The sequence below is a fragment of the Paractinoplanes brasiliensis genome (assembly GCF_004362215.1).
GTDB lineage: Bacteria > Actinomycetota > Actinomycetes > Mycobacteriales > Micromonosporaceae > Actinoplanes > Actinoplanes brasiliensis.
Genome location: NZ_SNWR01000002.1, coordinates 118,859 through 136,896, shown reverse-complemented (window position 1 = coordinate 136,896; position 18,038 = coordinate 118,859). Strand labels below are relative to the sequence as shown.

General features: G+C 70.7%; 20 protein-coding genes. 14 read left to right on the top strand and 6 right to left on the bottom strand.

Annotation, left to right across the window (positions count from 1 at the left end):
- Positions 1-29: 29 nt before the first annotated feature.
- The gene (locus tag C8E87_RS32635) at positions 30-1,862 is read left to right on the top strand and encodes a glycoside hydrolase family 5 protein (protein ID WP_133877308.1); all 1,833 of its coding nucleotides are present in this window, start codon (positions 30-32) and stop codon (positions 1,860-1,862) included.
- 17 nt (positions 1,863-1,879) lie between these two features.
- Here C8E87_RS32635 and C8E87_RS32630 read toward each other — a convergent pair whose 3' ends face one another.
- Genes C8E87_RS32630 through C8E87_RS32620 form a run of 3 tightly spaced genes read right to left on the bottom strand, consistent with a single transcriptional unit; the run spans position 1,880 to position 5,580 of the window.
- Positions 1,880-2,443: a TetR/AcrR family transcriptional regulator gene (locus C8E87_RS32630; protein WP_133877307.1), complete on the bottom strand. Its 564-nt coding sequence runs from the start codon at positions 2,441-2,443 to the stop codon at positions 1,880-1,882.
- A gap of 9 nt (positions 2,444-2,452) precedes the next feature.
- Positions 2,453-3,061: a hypothetical protein gene (locus tag C8E87_RS32625; RefSeq protein WP_133877306.1), complete on the bottom strand. Its 609-nt coding sequence runs from the start codon at positions 3,059-3,061 to the stop codon at positions 2,453-2,455.
- Complete coding sequence (locus C8E87_RS32620) at positions 3,058-5,580, bottom strand: PEP/pyruvate-binding domain-containing protein (RefSeq protein WP_133877305.1); 2,523 nt, start codon at positions 5,578-5,580, stop codon at positions 3,058-3,060. The genes C8E87_RS32625 and C8E87_RS32620 overlap by 4 nt, the downstream gene beginning before the upstream one ends.
- Before the next feature lie 132 nt (positions 5,581-5,712).
- Here C8E87_RS32620 and C8E87_RS32615 point away from each other — a divergent pair, with 132 nt between their 5' ends.
- The 4 genes from C8E87_RS32615 (at position 5,713) to C8E87_RS32605 (ending at position 7,649) form a co-directional block, all read left to right on the top strand.
- Positions 5,713-6,597 (top strand): hypothetical protein, encoded by an 885-nt coding sequence (locus C8E87_RS32615; RefSeq protein ID WP_133877304.1) that lies wholly within the window; start codon positions 5,713-5,715, stop codon positions 6,595-6,597.
- Complete coding sequence (locus tag C8E87_RS43945) at positions 6,594-6,743, top strand: hypothetical protein (protein WP_166661359.1); 150 nt, start codon at positions 6,594-6,596, stop codon at positions 6,741-6,743. The genes C8E87_RS32615 and C8E87_RS43945 overlap by 4 nt, the downstream gene beginning before the upstream one ends.
- A 38-nt stretch (positions 6,744-6,781) precedes the next feature.
- A complete protein-coding gene (locus tag C8E87_RS32610) occupies positions 6,782-7,153 on the top strand; it encodes a VOC family protein (protein ID WP_133877303.1) in 372 nt (123 codons plus the stop codon).
- A 97-nt stretch (positions 7,154-7,250) separates the two neighbouring features.
- Positions 7,251-7,649: a DUF6010 family protein gene (locus tag C8E87_RS32605; RefSeq protein WP_133877302.1), complete on the top strand. Its 399-nt coding sequence runs from the start codon at positions 7,251-7,253 to the stop codon at positions 7,647-7,649.
- Between the two features lie 175 nt (positions 7,650-7,824).
- On the opposite strand, the gene C8E87_RS32600 is transcribed toward C8E87_RS32605, so the two are convergent.
- Entirely contained in the window at positions 7,825-8,193 is a 369-nt protein-coding gene (locus C8E87_RS32600; protein ID WP_133877301.1) for an FKBP-type peptidyl-prolyl cis-trans isomerase, read from the bottom strand.
- Positions 8,194-8,302: 109 nt separating this feature from the next.
- Between C8E87_RS32600 and C8E87_RS32595 the strand changes: the two genes are divergently transcribed.
- The 5 genes from C8E87_RS32595 to C8E87_RS32575 all read left to right on the top strand — a co-directional run bounded on the left by C8E87_RS32595 (position 8,303) and on the right by C8E87_RS32575 (position 12,349).
- Positions 8,303-9,199 carry a lytic polysaccharide monooxygenase gene (locus C8E87_RS32595; RefSeq protein ID WP_239080168.1) on the top strand — a complete coding sequence of 299 codons (897 nt, stop codon included), beginning with the start codon at positions 8,303-8,305 and terminating at the stop codon, positions 9,197-9,199.
- Positions 9,200-9,318: 119 nt separating this feature from the next.
- Positions 9,319-9,558 carry a hypothetical protein gene (locus tag C8E87_RS32590; protein ID WP_239080169.1) on the top strand — a complete coding sequence of 80 codons (240 nt, stop codon included), beginning with the start codon at positions 9,319-9,321 and terminating at the stop codon, positions 9,556-9,558.
- A gap of 13 nt (positions 9,559-9,571) precedes the next feature.
- A complete protein-coding gene (locus tag C8E87_RS32585; protein ID WP_133877299.1) occupies positions 9,572-10,966 on the top strand; it encodes a DUF4331 domain-containing protein in 1,395 nt (464 codons plus the stop codon).
- The gene (locus C8E87_RS32580; protein ID WP_133877298.1) at positions 10,963-11,340 is read left to right on the top strand and encodes a phospholipase; all 378 of its coding nucleotides are present in this window, start codon (positions 10,963-10,965) and stop codon (positions 11,338-11,340) included. Before C8E87_RS32585 ends, C8E87_RS32580 begins: the two co-directional genes overlap by 4 nt.
- Before the next feature lie 10 nt (positions 11,341-11,350).
- Complete coding sequence (locus C8E87_RS32575; protein ID WP_239080170.1) at positions 11,351-12,349, top strand: AraC family transcriptional regulator; 999 nt, start codon at positions 11,351-11,353, stop codon at positions 12,347-12,349.
- A 50-nt stretch (positions 12,350-12,399) separates the two neighbouring features.
- On the opposite strand, the gene glgC is transcribed toward C8E87_RS32575, so the two are convergent.
- The gene (gene glgC, locus C8E87_RS32570) at positions 12,400-13,632 is read right to left on the bottom strand and encodes a glucose-1-phosphate adenylyltransferase (RefSeq protein WP_133877297.1); all 1,233 of its coding nucleotides are present in this window, start codon (positions 13,630-13,632) and stop codon (positions 12,400-12,402) included.
- 125 nt (positions 13,633-13,757) lie between these two features.
- Here glgC and glgA point away from each other — a divergent pair, with 125 nt between their 5' ends.
- On the top strand, positions 13,758-14,957 hold the full coding sequence (gene glgA / locus C8E87_RS32565) for a glycogen synthase (protein WP_239080171.1): 1,200 nt from the start codon (positions 13,758-13,760) through the stop codon (positions 14,955-14,957).
- Positions 14,958-14,978: 21 nt separating this feature from the next.
- Positions 14,979-16,586 carry a glycoside hydrolase family 10-like protein gene (locus C8E87_RS32560; RefSeq protein WP_133877296.1) on the top strand — a complete coding sequence of 536 codons (1,608 nt, stop codon included), beginning with the start codon at positions 14,979-14,981 and terminating at the stop codon, positions 16,584-16,586.
- Between the two features lie 45 nt (positions 16,587-16,631).
- On the opposite strand, the gene C8E87_RS32555 is transcribed toward C8E87_RS32560, so the two are convergent.
- Complete coding sequence (locus C8E87_RS32555; protein WP_133879085.1) at positions 16,632-17,129, bottom strand: GNAT family N-acetyltransferase; 498 nt, start codon at positions 17,127-17,129, stop codon at positions 16,632-16,634.
- Positions 17,130-17,165: 36 nt separating this feature from the next.
- Between C8E87_RS32555 and C8E87_RS32550 the strand changes: the two genes are divergently transcribed.
- Positions 17,166-17,600, top strand: a complete 435-nt coding sequence (locus C8E87_RS32550; protein WP_133877295.1) for a hypothetical protein — start codon at positions 17,166-17,168, stop codon at positions 17,598-17,600.
- Positions 17,593-17,880: a hypothetical protein gene (locus C8E87_RS32545; RefSeq protein WP_133877294.1), complete on the top strand. Its 288-nt coding sequence runs from the start codon at positions 17,593-17,595 to the stop codon at positions 17,878-17,880. The genes C8E87_RS32550 and C8E87_RS32545 overlap by 8 nt, the downstream gene beginning before the upstream one ends.
- Positions 17,881-18,038: the final 158 nt, after the last annotated feature.

Sequence of the window (18,038 nt, the reverse complement as noted above, 5' to 3'; positions counted from 1 at the left end):
TCGCACGCCCGTCGTATATATAGATATCCATGCGCGCCCTACTGGTCCTCACGCTCGTCGCCGGCCTGCTGACGGCGACTCCCGCCCACGCCGCCGAACCCGACGCCGGATGGGAGGGCCCGCTGAGCACCCGCGGGCGCTACATCGTGGACGCCGACGGCAATCGCTTCAAGCTGCGCTCGGTCAACTGGCACGGCGCGAGCGGCACCTACAACGGCTCCGGCGACGTCGACACCGACGCCAACCACCACGCCGGCGAGAACTCGGGACGGGTGCCGATGGGCCTCGACCGGGCGCCGCTGACCGCCATCGCCGACGGGTTCCGCGCCATCGGCGTCACCAGCGTGCGCCTGCCGTTCTCCAGCGCGATGGTCACCGACTCCGTCCCGGTGGGCGATCGTTACGTGGCGGCCAACCCGCAGCTCAGGGGCAAGACCCCGCTCCAGGTGTACGACGCGGTGGTCGCGGCCCTGACCGGCGCCGGGCTCGCCGTGATCCTCAACAACCACACCACCACGACCCGCTGGTGCTGCGGGGTCGACGGCAACGAACGCTGGAACACCTCGCAGAGCTCGCAGGCGTGGGAGGACACGTGGCTCACGATGGCGCAGCGGTACCGCGGCAACCCGCGGGTGGTCGGCGCCGACCTCTACAACGAGGTGCGCCGCACGGTGCTGGACGACCCGAACTGGGGCTGGGGCAACGACCACGACTGGTTCGCGGCGTCGCAGCGGCTGGGCGACCGGATCTTGCGGGAGGCCAACCCCGACCTGCTGATCATCGTCGAGGGCATCAACTGGACCGGCATCCCGATCGACGGATTCGCGCACGAGCGTCCCACCCTCAAGCCCGTACGGTCGTTGTCGCACACGCTCGCGCGCTCGGGCAAGCTCGTCTACGCCGCCCACTTCTACGACTACACCGGCCCCAACCACAGCGGCGCGAGCGGCATCGGCGAGACGTCCGACCCGCGCTACCGGGACCTGAGCCGCGACGAACTGTTCCGGGTGCTGCAGCGCGACGCGCTGTACGTGGCCACCGAGGACGGGCAGCACTTCACCGCGCCGGTGTGGATCAGCGAGTTCGGGGTGGACGGCAACGCGACCGCCGGTTCCGTCCAGCGCACCTGGTTCACGAACTTCACCGACTTCCTGGTGCAGACGGACGCCGACTTCGCGTACTGGCCGGCCGTGGGCTTCACCGAGAACCGCGCCGTCAACGGCTGGGGCCTGCTCTTCTGGGACCGGGCCGGCGTGCTGAGCAGCGCCGACGACTGGCGGGCGCCGATCTGGAACCGCCTGGTCGCCTCGGGACGGTCGGGGCCGGTGGATCCGGTCACCCCCTGGTCGATGCTCAGCCCCGACCACGGCGACTTCATCGCGTCGCTGCGCCTGCGGGCCGAGCCCGACTGGGACAGCGGCGCCCGCAAGGCCTCCTGCCCCGACGGTCAGCGCCTGGCCGGGCTGGCCCACACCGGCAACCGGGCGCTGTGCACCGGCGGCGCCGAGTGGACCTCGTACCAGGTGGTCCGCAACGAGCAGCACGTCACGCAGGACTGGGCGAGCGGCTACACCAAGCTCGAATGCCCGGCCGGCGCCCTGCTCGTCGGGTACGCCGTCCGCGGGGCCGCGATGTCGAGCGCCCTGTGCGCCACCTCCCCCGACGCGGTCAACGGCGCGGCCCGTACGGTCTGGTTCGACCGCTCCGACAACCGCCCGCCCGGCAACCCCGGCGGCGACTTCGCGACGGGCCGTTACAAGGGCCAGTGCGGGCTCGGCGAATACGCCGCCGGCATTGCCTACACCGGCAGAATCGGATCCTCCCGTACGCCGGACGCCCTGCTCTGCCGCCGCCTGCCGTAGAACGCGGCCGCCCGACGTCAGAACAGCAGGTCGAGGTGGGCGTCGAGCGCTTCGAGGGCCTGGCCGGGGGTCAGCTGGCCGCCCAGCAGATAGATGCCCAGGCCCTCCATCAGGGCCAGCAGAGCCGTGGCCGAGGGGACGCCGTGCGGGTCGGGCAGCAGGCCGGCGACGAAGTCGGCCAGCTGTGAGGTGCCGGGGCGCAAACCCTCGGCGGCCTGGGGGCGTACGGCGGCGTAGGCAAGGAACGCGAGGGCCACCCGGCCGTCGTCGCGGGCGGAACCGGACAGCGGCAGCAGGGCGGCGATCATCGTGCGCAGCAGGACCCGGGGCGGGGGCTCGGAACCCAGCGCGGCCACCGCCGAGCGGATCCGGGACTCCGTACGGTCCATGACGGCCGCCAGCGCGAACGCCATCATCTCGTCCTTGGTGTGGAAGTAGTGCTGCACCATCCCCACCGACACCCCGGCCGCCGCGGCCACGTGACGCAGGCTCACGGCTTCCAGGCCCTGCTCGGCGGCCACCTTGATCAGCGCGTCGGCGATCAACCGGCGGCGCGCCTCGTGGTCGACGATCTTCGGCATGGCGGCGGCTCAGGCGGCGACGGCGTCGAGATGTGTACGGGCGGCCCGGACCAGGCCGTCCGCGTCATCGGCGTACAGGCGCAGCTCGGAAACCGGCTCGGAAGGGCCACGCGGCACGTCGAAGGCCAGCGGCCGGCGGAGGCGGACGTCGATGCTCGTCTGGCTTCCGACCACGATGTGCAACGCTCCGTCCTCGAACTGCGCCGCGCGGCTCGACGGCATCGAACGATAGCGCTTGCCGATCGACTCGACGTCGGCCCACGGCACGGTCAGGTCGATGCCGGGGCCCATCCGCACCCGGAGCCCCTCGTCGACGACCAGGTGCGGGTGCCGGATCATGCCGCCGAGGAAACCCAGCATCCACAGCAGGCCCCACACGCTGATCGCGAGCATGATCAGTCGCGCCGGGCCCCACGGGACGACGTGCTTGACGATCAGGTCGAGAATCGGGATCTCGACCACCGACAGGACGAGGAAGACCCCCAGGATCGGCTTGACCACCCCGAGATACCCGTACGCCTGTCCGCCGTGCAGCTCGACCGGGCGGCGGCTCACCCACAGGGCCAGGTTGCGCCACGTGGCCGCCTCGGCAGCCGCGGCTCGGCGGAGAACGCTCATCCTGATCCTTCCTCGACGGTGACGGTTCCGGCCGCGGCGTCGACCGTGACGATTTGGCCCGTACGCAGGTGACGCGTCGCCCCGGGCACGCAGATGACAACGGGCAGGCCGTATTCGCGGGCGACCGTGGGCCCGTGCGCCATCACCGCGCCGGTCTCGGTGACGAGCGCGCCCGCGGTGAGGAACAGCGGCGTCCAGCCCGGGTCGGTCGTCGCCGTGACCAGCACCTCGCCCGGTTCGAGCCGCGCGGTGGCGGGGTCGTGCACCACCCGTACGGGTCCTGTCGCCCGGCCCGCCGAGGCGCCGACCCCGCGCAGCGCGCCCGGAGTCACCGGTGCCGGGATGACGGCCTCGACGTCGGTGCCGTCCGAGAGCAGCGCCACCGGGACGTACCGTCGGCGGCACTCACGCTCGTACCAGGCGCGGCGCTCGCTGATGAGCCCCCGCACGTCACGCAGCCCCACCTCGTCGAGGGTCAGGAACATGATGTCGCCGGGCCGCTCCAGCATCCCGTCCGCGGCCAGCTCGGCCCCCACGGCCAGCAGGTGCCGCCGCAGATCGGCCAGGCGATAGAGACCCGCGAACTTCCCGGCCTCGCGCAACCCGGCCAGCCGCCGCGCCCGCCCGAGCAGCCAAACAGCCAACCTTCCCCGTACGGGCCTCCGCCTTCTCGCTCTTGCGGCGAGCTCGCGCAAAGTGGCCTCGGCGTGCTCGGCGGCCCGGGTGAAGCGCACGTCGGGCGCCTGCTCCGGGTCGGTCACCCGCATCAGGTTGGCCAGGGCCGCCCGTACGGGGGAAGGGTCTTCCGACCACCGCGGCACTCCGAGGTCGACCTCGGCGGCGGCCCGATGCCCGTACGTGTGCAGGAAGCCGGTGAGGTCGACGTCGGCGGCGCCGGTGGCGGTGCGGGCCAGCTCCCACAGCGCCAGGTCCATCTCGATCGTCACGTTGTGCGGCATCCCGGCCAGCACGGCGTGGACCTCCCCCGGCCTCGCGACGTCGCCCAGCAGCTTGGGCGGCAGCGCGCCGGCGAGCATGCCGGCCACGATCGGCCAGATGATCGCGTCGGCGCTGTGGCCCTGGTCGTGCTCGCGCACCAGCCTCAGCCGCTCGGCCGTGCTCAGCGTCCGGCCGTCGTCCTCGGACTCGCGCCTGATCCGCTCGACCTCCGCCTGCAGACGTTCACGGGCCTTGTCCGGATTTATCAGGGCGCCCAGCACCCCGCGCACGGCCCGGCCAACCGGAGGCAGCGAGCGACCGCCGCCTTTCCGCGCGGGCTCACTCTTCGCGCCGCCACCTCCCCGCGACCGCCCTCCTGCGCCATCCCCCGCGCTGCTGCCTCCCCGAGGCCGCCCTCCTGCGGTGTCGTCCTTCGTGCGACGCCGTCGTCCGGCGTCCCCCCGAGCGCGGCGTTGCGGCGCGAAGCGGGGGTCGTCGAGCACGTGCCGCATCACGGCCTGGGCGCGCGGCCCGAAGTCGACCGCCATCAGCGCCACGAGACGGCGGCGCGCGATGGGATCGCGTACGAGGTCGGTCATGTCGCCGTAGAGCCGCCCGCCGATGCCGGTGATCTCCACGCGCAGCCCGAGCGGGGCCAGCATCGCCCTGACCAGGTCTTTCAGCGTGTCCATGCCCATCGGGGTGACCGGCTGGAGCATGCCCTGCACGTGCCCGAACTCGAGGTAGATCCGCGGCGGCCCGGCGGCCGGGGGCGGCTGCTCGAACAGCGTCGTGATCGGCCGGGACTGCAGGATCCACAGCTCGCCGTCGTCGTCGACCGCCCACTCGACGTCCTGCGGAGCGCCGAACAGGGCCTGGAGCCGTTCCCCGATCTCGTGAAGCGGCTCGCCGGGGTCAAGGACGCGCCGGTCCACGTCGGCCGTCCCGCCGACCACGGTCTCGGCGCCGGCGGCCGACTCCACAAGCATCTCGGTGCGGTTGCCAGTGACCGGGTTGGCCGTGAACAGCACCCCGGCCTCCCGAGCCGAGACCATCCGCTGCACGACGACGCCCATGCCCGGCCCGGGATCGGCCTCCAGCCCGAAACCCCGCTCAGGAGCAGCCTCCAGCCCGAAACCCGACCCGGGAGCAGCGTCCAGCCCGAAACCCGGCTCGGCACGGGTGTGCAGCCCCAGTCCAGGTCTCGGCGAGCGGGCATGGTCCGGTCCTCTCCCCGTCGCATAGGCGGTGGCGCGCGTGTTGCCGGTCGAGGCGCGGCACTGCTCGATGGCGGCGAGCAGTTCGCCGGGGCCGCGCACGTCGAGGACGGTGTCGAACATGCCCGCGTGGCTGGCGTCCGGGCCGTCCTCGACAGCCGCACTCGAGCGCACCGCCACGGCGCCCGCGCCCAGGACCCCGTACGCGGAAAGGATCTGCTCCCGGTCGAGCGGGCCGGCGGTGACGCAGAACCCGGCGGGCGCCCGCTCCCCCGCCCGCAGCAGGGCGCCGAGCCCCACTGCCTTGCCACCGGCCTCGGCCAGCATGTCCGCGGTGACTTCCTGCAGCGCGACGACCGCCATGAACCCTCCCCGTTAGCAATACGACTGCATTGCAAAAGGTATCCGGTTTCCAATACAACTGCAACGTAAAAAGCTCGCCTCAATTCGGGACAGAGCCGGAACCACGGACGGGCTCGGATCGTCTGACCGGACATGACTCGTCTCCGCGGCACCCTGATCGCCGCCGCCGTTCCCCTGTTCCTGATCGCTGCCTGCGCGCAGCCCGGCGCCACCGGCACCGACGCCGGCGGACCCGCCCCCGACTCGTCCTCCGCATCCCCCCAGAGCGGTGACGAGCTCGTGGCGCGCGTGGAGTCGTACGGCGGGTTCGTGCCGCCGGACAGAACGATCGGCACGCTCCCCGCCGTCAGCGTCTACGCCGACGGCCGCGTGCTCACCGAGGGCCCGGTCCCGGCGATCTATCCGGGGCCCGCGCTGCCCAACGTCCAGGTGGTGACACTCGACGCCGACCAGTTGCGCAAGGTCGTCGAGGAGGGCGCCGCCACGGTCCGGCCGGGCACCGACTTCGGGCAGCCGAACGTCGCCGACGCGCCGAACACCCGGGTCACGGTGAACACCGACCGGGGCGTCCAGTCGGTGTCGGTCATGGCGCTCAACGAGGCTCAGGCCAAGGACCCGATGCTCACCGACGCGCAGCAGGCCGCCCGCGCGAAACTGGCCGCCTACGTCAAGAAGCTGCGCGACCTCGGCTCCGGTGACGGCGACGCGGCCTCGAAGCCGTACGTGCCGGAGTCGCTCGCCGCGCTGGCCCGCCCGTGGACGGCGCAGACCGGCGGCGAGCCCGCGCAGCCCGAGGTCGCCTGGCCCGGCCCGGCGCTACCCGGCGACTACCTGAACCCCGCTCTCAAGATCGGCTGCGTGCTGGTGAGCGGCGCCGACCTCGACAAGGTGACGACCGCGGCCAAGAAGGCCAACCAGATGACCCCGTGGACCGCCGGCGGGCAGAAATACCTGATCAACTTCCGGCCGCTGCTGCCCGACGAGAAGGGTTGCGCGGAGTTCAAGGGGAACCGATGACTCCTCTCGGAGTGCCGTTCGATTCCGGCCGCGACACCGTCGCGGGGGACGACGGGATCGATCGCGGGCCGGAACGGGCCGAGTCCGTTCCGGCCCGCCAGGGCTGCCGCCCCACCCCGACGGCCCCGCGCGAATCCCGCCGCTGAGGACAGAAAGTGGCCTGAATCAGCTCTAGGCTGCCTCCATGGACATGAAGATCGAGCTGATTCCCGTGCCCGTCACCGATGTCGACCGGGCCAAGGCGTTCTACGAGAAGGCAGGCTTCAACGCCGATCATGATTATCCCGTACGGGAGGGGCTGCGGTTCGTACAGCTGACCCCGCCCGGTTCCGCGTGCTCGATCGTGATCGGCGAGGGCATCACCGAGAAGGCCCCCGGCACACAGGAGATCCAGTGCGTGGTCGCCGACGCCGCCGGGGCCCGGGCGCAGCTGGTCGAGGCCGGCATCGAGGCCAGCGAGGTCGACAAGCAACCCTGGGGCGACTTCGTCTACTTCCGCGACCCCGACGGCAACAGCTGGGCGCTGCAGGCGATGCAGACCCGCCCCAACGGCTGAAACCCGTTGGCATCTGGCAAGCGCTCCCCTTCTTGACCGCCGGGGCCGCTCCTAGGCTTTCCACCGCACATCCCGTGCCGGTGGAAAGAGTTGTCGAATGCTGCGTTACGTCATGCCGGTGCTCATCGCGATCGTCTTCATCGCCCTCAACGGGCTCATCCCCGAACCGCACCGGCAGCGGATCAACGCCCTGCTGATCGCGGGCGCCGGCGGCACCTACATCAGCGGCGGGTCGTTCGGCCTGTGGGAGCTGGCGTTCTCGGCAGTGATGCTGGCCGTCGCCTACTTCGGCCTGCGCTGGTGGCCGGCCATCGGCGTCGGCTGGCTGCTGCACACGGTCTGGGACGTCCTCCACCACCGGCGGGGCGATCCCCTGATCCCGTCCGTGCACGACTCGTCGTTCGGCTGCGCGATCTGCGACCCGGTGATCGCCCTGTGGTGCTTCACCGGCGGCCGCTCGATCTGGCGGTGGAAAAGGCCGGCCGTCAGGGTCTGAGCTCGGCCTCGACCTGTTCCTGGGTCAGGCCGGCGGCCTCGCGGCACCTCTTCGGCTCGGCTCCGAGGCGCCGGCGGCTCAGCGTTGGTCCGGGCACAGCGCCATGGTGGAGCGCGCTCAGCCAATCGGCCCGGTGGGTGTGGCGCCACCGCAGGGGCGGCGCCACCCCTCGGCGTCACTGCACGCCGAGCAGATCCACCACGAAGACCAGGGTCTCGTTCGGCTTGATCACGCCGCCCGCGCCGCGCGCGCCGTAACCCAGGTGCGGCGGGATGGTGAGCCGGCGACGGCCGCCGACCTTCATGCCGGCCACACCCTGGTCCCAGCCGGCGATGACCTGGCCGCCGCCGAGCGGGAAGGCGAAGGGCTCGCCACGGTTGTAGGAGGCGTCGAACTCCCGGCCGGTCGAGTGCGACACGCCCACGTAGTGCACGTTGACGTACTGACCCGGCTTGGCCTCGGCTCCCTCGCCGACCGTGATGTCCTCGATGACGAGGTCGGCCGGGGGCGCGCCCTCGATCGGGCCGACGTCGGGCTTGTCCATGGGAACTCCATTCGTTGACTGTCGAGCCCCGCCATGCAATCACACGCCGCGACGAGGCCGTCGGCGGACGTGCTGAACGACTCAGGTCATTTCTGCGTACTGCAGGAACGTGAGATTCGATCGTCTGGCCGCGGGCGCCGTGGCGGTGACCGCCGCGACGGCTCTGGCGCCCGCTCCGGCCCTGGCCCACGGGGCTCCGACCACGCCGATCAGCCGCACTGCCGCGTGCGCCGACGGCGGCGAGAAGACCGGCAGCGCGGCGTGCGAGGCGGCCCGCAAAGCCAACGGGCGCGGGTTCGGCAACTTCGACAACCTGCGCATCGCCGGCGTCGGGGGCAAGGACCGCCAGGTCGTGCCGGACGGAAAGCTGTGCAGCGGGGGGCTCGAGCCGTTCCGGGGCCTCGACCTGCCCCGCGACGACTTCCCCGCCACCAAGGTCACCCCGGGCCAGAGCCTGACGATCAACTACCGGGCGACGATTCCGCACGCGGGCGAGTTCCGGATCTTCCTGACCAAGCCCTCGTACGATCCCACCAAGCGCCTCACCTGGGACGACCTCGGCAGCAAGCCCCTGGCCACGGTCACCGACCCCGACCTGGACGACGGGGCGTACCGGCTGCGGGCGAAACTGCCCGAGCGCACCGGGCGGCACATGCTCTACATCGTGTGGGAGACGTCGAAGACCCCGGACACGTACTACTCCTGTTCGGATCTCGTGTTCCCGGCCGCTTCCGTCACCACCGCCGCGCCCGCGCCCTCGGCCGAACGGGCAAAGGCCGCTAAGCCCGAGCCCACCGCGACAGCGACCGCCGCCCCACGAAAGACCACCGCGCCCACGAGCGAAGCGCCCGTGGCCCAGCTCAACCCGGTGGCGACACAGAAGGCCGACACCGGCCGAGTGACTCTGGGTCATTGGATCGTCGGCGGAGCGTTGCTCGTCGGTTTCGTGGCGATTGCGTGGGCGGGCACGGGCACATTTCTTCGCAGACGACGCGAAAACCGTTGAACCGCAACGGTTGCCGTCTCGTACTGATGGGCGTCGACACCACACAGCAAGCTTTCAGTTGGCCCCCCAGAGATTCAGGAAAGGCCGAGATGAGCCGAGTTCGTTACGGTCAGCGAGGCGTGAACCGTCGCCGTGTCCTGGCGATCGCCGCCACCGCCGGTGTGGGCGTCTCCGTGGCCGGTGTGGCCGGGCTGAGCCTGGCCGGTGAGAACGACGAGTCGCCGAAGGGCGCCGGTCCGCTGGTCCTGTCGTTGCGTGACGCCGAGAAGGGCACGTTCGACGTGTTCGTCGGCGGCTCCAAGAGCACGCTCACCGACAAGAAGCTCGCCGCCAAGCTGCTCAAGTCGGCTCAGGGCTGAGGGGGGACGCCACATGTCATCACATCGCGAGGCCCCCGAGATCAGCAAGGATCCGGTCGCCGACAGCTCCGACCTCTACGCGTTCGTCAGCCCCGACGCGCCCGACACGGTGACGATCATCGCGAACTACGTCCCGCTGCAGCTCCCCGCCAGCGGCCCGAACTTCTTCGAGTTCGGCGACGACGTGCTCTACGAGATCCACATCGACTCCAACGGTGACGCCCGGCCCGACCTGACCTATCAGTTCCGGTTCCGCACCGAGCTGCGCAACGACAAGACGTTCCTCTACAACACCGGCCCGATCGACTCGCTCGACAGCGAGAACTGGAACCGGCGACAGTTCTTCTCGGTGACCAAGGTCGACGCGTACGGGAAGAGCACCGTGCTGGCCAAGAAGCTGCCGTGCCCGCCGTGCAACGTCGGCAAGCTGTCGATCCCGGATTACGACGGCCTGGCCGCCGACGCCGTGGCCAAGCTCAAGACCGGTGAGAAGGTCTTCGCCGGCCAGCGCGCCGACGCGTTCTTCGTCGACCTCGGCGCCATCTTCGACCTGGGCACGCTGCGCCCCTTCCAGGACAAGCACCTGGTCGGCCAGACGCTGTTCAACTACGCGGGCAAGGCCGTCAACGCCACCGACAAACTCAACGTGCACAGCATCGCGATCCAGGTGCCGCTTTCCGCCGTACGCCGGGACGGCAAGAAGAAGGTGCGCGGGCGCGACCCCGAGGCGGTGATCGGCGTCTGGACGTCGGCCAGCCGCCGCCAGGTGCAGGTGCGCAACGGGGACAAGAAGAACGACGACGTCGTGGTCGGTCCCCAGGTGCAGGTCTCGCGCCTCGGCAACCCGCTGTTCAACGAGGTCATCGTGCCGATGGCCGAGAAGGACAAGTGGAACAGCCTGTCCCCCGCGGAGGACAAGCGCTTCGCCCAGTTCGTCGAGAAGCCCGAGCTGCAGACGCTGCTGCCGGTGCTCTACCCCGGCCTGTTCGACAACCTGGCCGAGCGTGACAAGGCCGGCAAGGCCCGCGCCGACCTGGTCGCGATCCTGCTCACCGGCATCCCCGACGGGATCATCGAAAACTTCCAGAACAACACCGGCGAGGTGCAGGCCGACATGCTGCGGCTCAACACCGCGGTGCCGCCGGCGGCCAAGCCCAACAAGTTCGGCATTCTCGGCGGCGACCTGGCCGGCTTCCCCAACGGGCGGCGCATCGCCGACGACGTGGTTTCGATCTCGCTTCGGGCCATCGCCGGCGTGACCCTGCCGCTGGTCGAAAAAGACTTCAAGCCGGACGCGGCGGCCGCGCTGGTCGAGCAGGGCCTCAGCATCAAGGACGCGAGCGCCGGCCTGCTCAAGAAGTTCCCCTACCTCGGCACCCCCTTCGACGGATTCGGCAACCCCTCATGAGCCACAATCACAGCCACGAGCACTCCTGGCACAGCATGACCCCGTCGGGCCAGGGCACAGTGATGCTGAACATCGGCAACGGCATCGGCGCGCTGATCATCAACACGCCGGGCCGCATGCACGGCCGCGAGATCGAGGTCAGCCCCGTCGACGACCCGGCCCGCCGCACGCACGCGGCCGTCCGCGCCCGCTACGTGTGGGGCGGCGTCTGCTACAGCGTGGTGCTCGACAGCCTGCCCGAGGGCCGCTACACGGTCTGGGACGACCCGATCACGCCGCTCGGCGAGGTCGACGTGCCCGGCGGCGGGGTTGCCGATTTCACCTGGCCGGTGGCCGCGGTCACCGCACACGTGTCGATGCCCGCACGGGTCTAGTCTGGACGCCATGGTTGGCGTTGAGCAGACGCGACCGGACATGTCCGCCCTCTCCTCGCTCGTCACCACCGATGTGGACGAGGCGAGAGCGTTCTGCCGTCGCATGTTCTACGGTCCTCTCAAGGTGAACCCGGTCGGTGACCGGTCCGGGTTCGCCTTCCGGGGCGACGTCGTGTCGCTGGGCCCGATCACGGTGGGCGAGATCAGCTACGGCAGCGACATCCACCTCGCGATCTCCGAGCTGGAGACGTCGTACCACGTGCTCGCACCGATCACCGGCATGCTGCGCTCGCGGCACCGGGGCACCACGGTGCTGGCCGACGAGACGCGGGCCGCTGTCTACCGCCCGGTCGGCGACATCGACCTGGACTGGCCGGGCAGCTGCCGGCTGCTCAGCGTCAAGGTCGAACGCGGCACCCTCGAACGCGAGCTGGACGCCGCCCTCGATCAGCAGGTGGTCACGCCGCTGCTGCTGGGCGACAGCTTCAACGTGATCGACGCCCCCGGGCGTACGTGGGTCGCCCTGGTCCGGTTGCTCTTCGGCGAGCTACGGCGGGGCAACGGCCTGTCGGCTCAGCCCCGGATGGCCGCCCGCTGGCGCGACATGGTGGTCAGCGGCCTGGCCCTGACGGTCGAGCACCCGTACGGCGACGAGCCGGCCGGCCTGCAGGGGCCGAACCGCCCCCGTACGGTGAAACGGACCCTGGACGCCATGCACGCCGAGCCGTGGCGCCCGTTCACCGCCACCGACCTGGCCTCGATCGCCGGGGTGGGCGTCCGCGTGCTGCAGGAGTCGTTCCGCCAGCACGTGGGCATGTCGCCCCTGACCTACCTGCGCCGATTACGCCTCGACGGGGCGCACTCCGAGCTGTCGCGCTCGGACCCCTGGCAGGTGAACGTGTCCGAGGTGGCCTACCGCTGGGGGTTCACCCACCTCGGGCGGTTCGCCGGGGCCTACCGCGAGCGGTACGGCGTGTCCCCGTCGCAGACCCTGCGGGAACGCAGGTAGCTACAACTCCGCCCGCCATCCACAGCCCCGGCCGCCGCCCCGAAACGGTGTCAAAGTTCGACTCTCTGTCCTTTGCCGATGACGACCACGCCGCTGTCCGAGACGGTGTAGAGCTTGCGGTCACGGTCGAGGTCGACGCCGATCTGCGCGCCCTCGGGGATGATGACGTTCTTGTCGATGATCGCGTTGCGGATGATCGCGCGACGGCCGACCGACACGCCCTCCATCAGCACCGAGCCCTCGACGTGGGCCCACGAGTTCACCCGCACGTTCGGCGAGATCACCGACCGCTCGACGAGCGAGCCCGAGACCACCACCCCGGGCGAGATCATCGATTCCGTGGCGCGGCCCTGCCGGTCGTCGAAACCGTGCACGAATTTCGCCGGCGGCCACGAGCCGTAGTTGGTGAAGATCGGCCAGTCGTGGTTGTAGAGGTTGAAGATCGGCTCGGTCGCGATGAGGTCCATGTGGGCCTCGTAGAACGAGTCGAGCGTGCCCACGTCGCGCCAGTAACCGCGGTCGCGGTCGTGGCTGCCCGGCACCACGTTGTCGCGGAAGTCGTAGACGTTGGCCTCGCCGCGCTCGACCAGCATGGGGATGATGTTGCCGCCCATGTCGTGCTTGCTGTCCGGGTCCTGCGCGTCCAGCGACACCGCCTCGCACAACGCCCGGGTGGTGAAGACGTAGTTGCCCATCGACGCGTAGATCTCGTCGGGCGAGCCGGGCAGGCCGTCGACCTCTTTCGGCTTCTCGCGGAAGGCCCGGATGCGCTTGCCGTCCTCGGCCACGTCGATGACGCCGAACTGGTCGGACATCGACCTGGGCTGCCGGATGCCGGCCACCGTGACCGAGGCGCCCGAGGCGATGTGGTCGTCCACCATCTGCTTCGGGTCCATGCGATAGATGTGGTCGGCGCCGAAGACGATGACGTAGTCCGGCTTCTCGTCGTTGATCAGGTTCAGGCTCTGCCAGATGGCGTCGGCCGAGCCGGCGAACCACCGCGGGCCGAGCCGCTGCTGGGCCGGCACGGGGGTGACGTAGTTGCCCAGCAGCGTGGACATGCGCCACGTCTTGGAGATGTGCCGGTCGAGGGAGTGGGACTTGTACTGGGTCAGCACGACGATCTTGAGATAGCCGCCGTTCGCGAGGTTCGACAGCACGAAGTCGATCATGCGATAGATGCCGCCGAACGGGACGCCGGGTTTCGCCCGGTCCGCCGTCAGGGGCATCAGGCGCTTACCTTCACCACCGGCCAGAACGATCGCAAGCACCTTGACAGCCATGAAAGGACGCTAACTTTCCGCCAGCCGGAGCGCCAGCCGAAGAAGGGAAACACGCCGAGGACGCACAGGCTATCTGATCTTGGTCCCCGGGGGCGAGACATCTGATCAGGGATTAGGCTGCGGGCGTGGCCGAACGACTGCGCGTTGACCTGATTACCCGCGAATACCCGCCGGAGGTGTACGGAGGGGCGGGGGTGCACCTGGAGTACCTCACCCGCGACCTGCGCGACCTGGCCGACGTCCGGGTGCACTGCTTCGGCGCGCCCCGCGACGAGCCGGGGGTGACCGCCTATCCGGAGCCGGCCGAGCTCGCCGGGGCCAACGCCGCGCTGCGCACCATGGGGGTCGACCTCGAGATCGCCGCGGGGGCCGAGGGCACCGACATCGTGCACAGCCACACCTGGTACGCCAACTTCGCCGGGCACACGGCCAAGCTGCTGCACGAGGTTCCCCACGTGGTCACCACGCACAGCCTCGAGCCGCTGCGGCCGTGGAAGGCCGAGCAGCTGGGCGGGGGCTACGCGCTGTCGTCGTTCTGCGAGCGGGTCGCCATCGAGAACGCCGACGCCGTCATCGCCGTCTCCGGCGGCATGAAGCGCGACGTGCTCACGGCGTACCCGTCGGTCGACCCCGACAAGATCCAGGTCGTCTACAACGGCATCGACACCGAGCTCTACCAGCCCAACCGCGGCACCGACGTGATCGAGCGGCTGGGCATCGACCTGAGCCGGCCCAGCGTGGTCTTCGTCGGCCGGATCACCCGGCAGAAAGGCCTGCCCTACCTGCTGCGGGCCTGCCGTTCGCTGCCGCCCGAGACGCAGATCGTGCTGCTGGCCGGCGCGCCCGACACCAAGGAGATCGCGGCCGAGGTCGAGGGCCTGGCCGACGAGCTACGCGCCGCCCGCGACCCGCAGGGCGTGATCTGGGTGCAGGAGATGCTGCCCAAGCACGAGGTCATCCAGGTGCTCACGCACGCCACCGTGTTCGTCTGCCCTTCGGTCTACGAGCCCATGGGCATCGTCAACCTCGAGGCGATGGCCTGCGAGACGGCGGTGGTGGCCACGGCGACCGGCGGCATCCCCGAGGTGGTGGCCGACGGCGAGACCGGGCTGCTGGTGCCGATCAAGCAGGTGCGGGACGGCACTGGCACCCCGGTCGAGCCGGACAGGTTCGTCGCCGACCTGGCCGCCACGATGACCGAGCTGGTCCGTGACCCGGGCAGGGCCCGCGAGATGGGGCTGGCCGGGCGCCGGCGCGCCGTCGAGAAGTTCAGCTGGGCCCGGATCGCGGAGGAGACAATGGCCGTGTATCGGGCGGTTCTCTGACGGCAAGGCACACTGGTCCCCATGGTCCGCCTCCCTCGCCCACCCGTACGGCTGACTCTCGCCCTCGCCTCCGTCCTGTTCGCGACGGCGGTTCTCGGCATCGGGCTGCTGCGCGCGGCCACCTACAAGCCCACCTCGGCGGCCGGCGCCCCCGTGTCCTCAGCGCCGGCCCCGGGCACACCCGGCAAGTGCGGCCCTGTTCCGGTGCAGGCGGCCCGTGAGCTGCGCGGGATGTGGCTCACCACGGTCAACAACATCGACTTCCCCAGCCGGCGTGGGCTGAGCCAGGCCCAGGTCAAGGCCGAGTACCAGCGCTGGCTCGACCTGGCCGTGGCGCAGCGCCACAACGCCATCTTCGTGCACGTGCGGCCCAGCGGCGACGCGTTCTGGCCCTCGGCGTACGCCCCCTGGTCGGAGTGGCTGACCGGCAAACGCGACGGCAAGTCCCCCGGGTGGGACCCGATGGACTACATGATCAAGGAAGCGCACGCCCGCAACCTGGAGTTCCACGCCTGGTTCAACCCCTACCGGGGCACCCAGCCCGGCCCGGTCGGGCCCGGCGCCGACTTCGCCAAGCTCGCGCCCAACCACCCCCTGCTCCAACACCGCGACTGGGCGATCGCGCACCCGCGGGGCAAGAGCACGGCCCGGCTCTACTTCGACCCGGGCATCCCGGCCGCCCGCAAGTTCGTCGAGGACTCGATGCTCGAGGCGGTGCAGAAGTACGACGTCGACGGCGTGCACTTCGACGACTTCTTCTACCCGTACCCGGCCGGCGGCGAGTTCCCCGACGACGCCAGCTACGCCAAGTACGGCGCCGGCAAACCCCGCGCGCAGTGGCGGCGCGACAACGTGGACACGCTGGTCCGCGAGATGGACGAGCGGATCAAGGCGCTCAAGCCGTGGGTGAAGTTCGGGATCAGCCCGTTCGGCATCTGGCGCAACCTCACCACCGACCCCGACGGCTCGGCCAGCAAAGGCCTTCAGGCGTACGACGCCATCTACGCCGACACCCGCAAATGGGTGCAGCAGGGCTGGCTCGACTACATCGTGCCGCAGCTCTACTGGACCATCGGGTTCGACAAGGCCGACTACGCCAAGCTGCTGCCCTGGTGGACGGCGCTCACCAAGGGCACCGGCGTGCAGCTCTACATCGGCATGGCCGACTACCGCATCGGCGAGGAGGGCGACTGGAGCGACCCGGCGATGCTCGACAAGCAGATGGTCCTGAACGACAAGCACGGCGTGCAGGGGCAGGTGCACTTCAGCGCCAAACAGATCCGGGCCGACCGGCTCGGGGCGGTCACCCGTTACCGCGACAAGCACTACGCGTCGCCGGCGCTGCTGCCCCGCATGGCCGGGTTGCCGGTCGCCGCCCCCGGCGCGCCGCGGCTGACCGGGGCCGCCCGCTTCGACAAGGGCCTGCGCTTACAGGCCGCCACCGGCGACGCGACCAGCTGGGCCCTGTATCGGGTCGCGGGCGACTCGGCCGCGCTGGTGGCCACCGGGCGCGCCAGCACCGAGGTGGTCGACCCGGCGCCGCCCGCCGGGCCGGTGACGTACTGCCTCAGCGGCCTCGACCGCTCGGGCAACGAGGGGCCGGTCAGCGCGCCGCTCACCGCCTCGTGAGCGCCCTCCTCCTGCCGCGCCGGACACCCGTGCCGCGTACGACGGTCAGGCGGGAGCTTGCAGGTCCGCGTACATGATGTGCAGGCCGACGCGTCCCTCGACCGGGTGGGCGAAGGCGCCCGGGACCGTGCCGATGATTGTGAAGCCGAGGCGCTCGTAGACGGCGACGGCCGAGCGGTTGGACTCGGCCACGGCGTTGAACTGCATGCCCGCGAAGCCGTGCTGCCGGGCCCACTCGAGGGCGAACCGGCACAGCGCCGTGCCCACCCCCTGTCCCCGGCTGACCGGCGCGACCATGAAACTCGCCGTGGCGACGTGCGAGCCGGGGCCGGGCCGGTTGGCGCCGACCTTGGCCGTGCCCAGCACCTCATCGCCGTCGACCGCGACGACGGTCTCACCGGGCGGCGCCTCCAGCCAGATCTGCCGCGCCTGCTGCTCGGTCATCGCCGGATCGTAGGTGAACGTGTCGGCGGCGCGGACCACCGACCGCACGATCTCCCACACCTGCGGCCAGTCGGACTCGGTGAACTGCCGGATCAACACGATGCGCACGATACCCAGTCTTCTCCGTCGCGGTGAGTGATTTCCGCGGCCCCCGCCCCTTCCCGGCAACCGCTTCCCCGACCGGATGCGCCGATCGACCCTCCCTCCCCGGCCGCCGGCGTCGACCTGGCCCAGATCAACCTCGAGCAGGCCGTCGCTCGCTTGTGGTGGGACGTTCTCGACTACTCGGGCCGCGCCGACCTGGCCCGCGCCGTGGTCACGTCCGCAGTTGACGAGGCGCCCCGGAACAGCCCGCGCATCAAGTTCCTGCGTGACCTGCTCGACGGCCGTCCCGTCGGCACCGAGGGCGAACCCCGGGGAGCATACGGGGCTCCGCGGTTCCTGCACGGCGACGACCAGGTCATGGCGAACGAGGCCCGGCTCTATCACGAAGACCTGACCGCCGGCCGACGATCCGCCCGCTCCCCCGAGTCTTTTCGGGGCGGCGCAGACTCTGACCGGCTTGTGTGACGAGCTGGGGCCGGAGCCTTCGCCCGGGTTGCTCCTGCTGCATCTGCCACAGCTCCGCGAGGTGCTGCGCGAGATCGAGGGGCTCCTGGAGCAGTGGCGGGAGAGTGTGGGCGGGTCCACGATGCCGGTCGACGCCCGCATCGACCTCGTCGCCGGGATCACGAGGATGCTGGACGCTCAGCAGGAGGCAGCGGCCGCGCTGGTGGAAGTGGGTGAGCCGACGTCGGGGCCGGCACGCCGGCTCGCTCGGGCCGTGGAAGCACTCGCCGAGATCAACTGAGCCGGGCGCCGTGGCACAACAACCGCCGTCGACGCTTTACCAGACCATTGTCGAGACCCAGGGCGCTGTCGACTTCGGCCGGCTCTGCGCGAGGTGCGGCGCGCGTGTGACGACCTGGCCACCGGTTTGGCCAGGCTGAAGCCGCTGGTGGCCCCGGC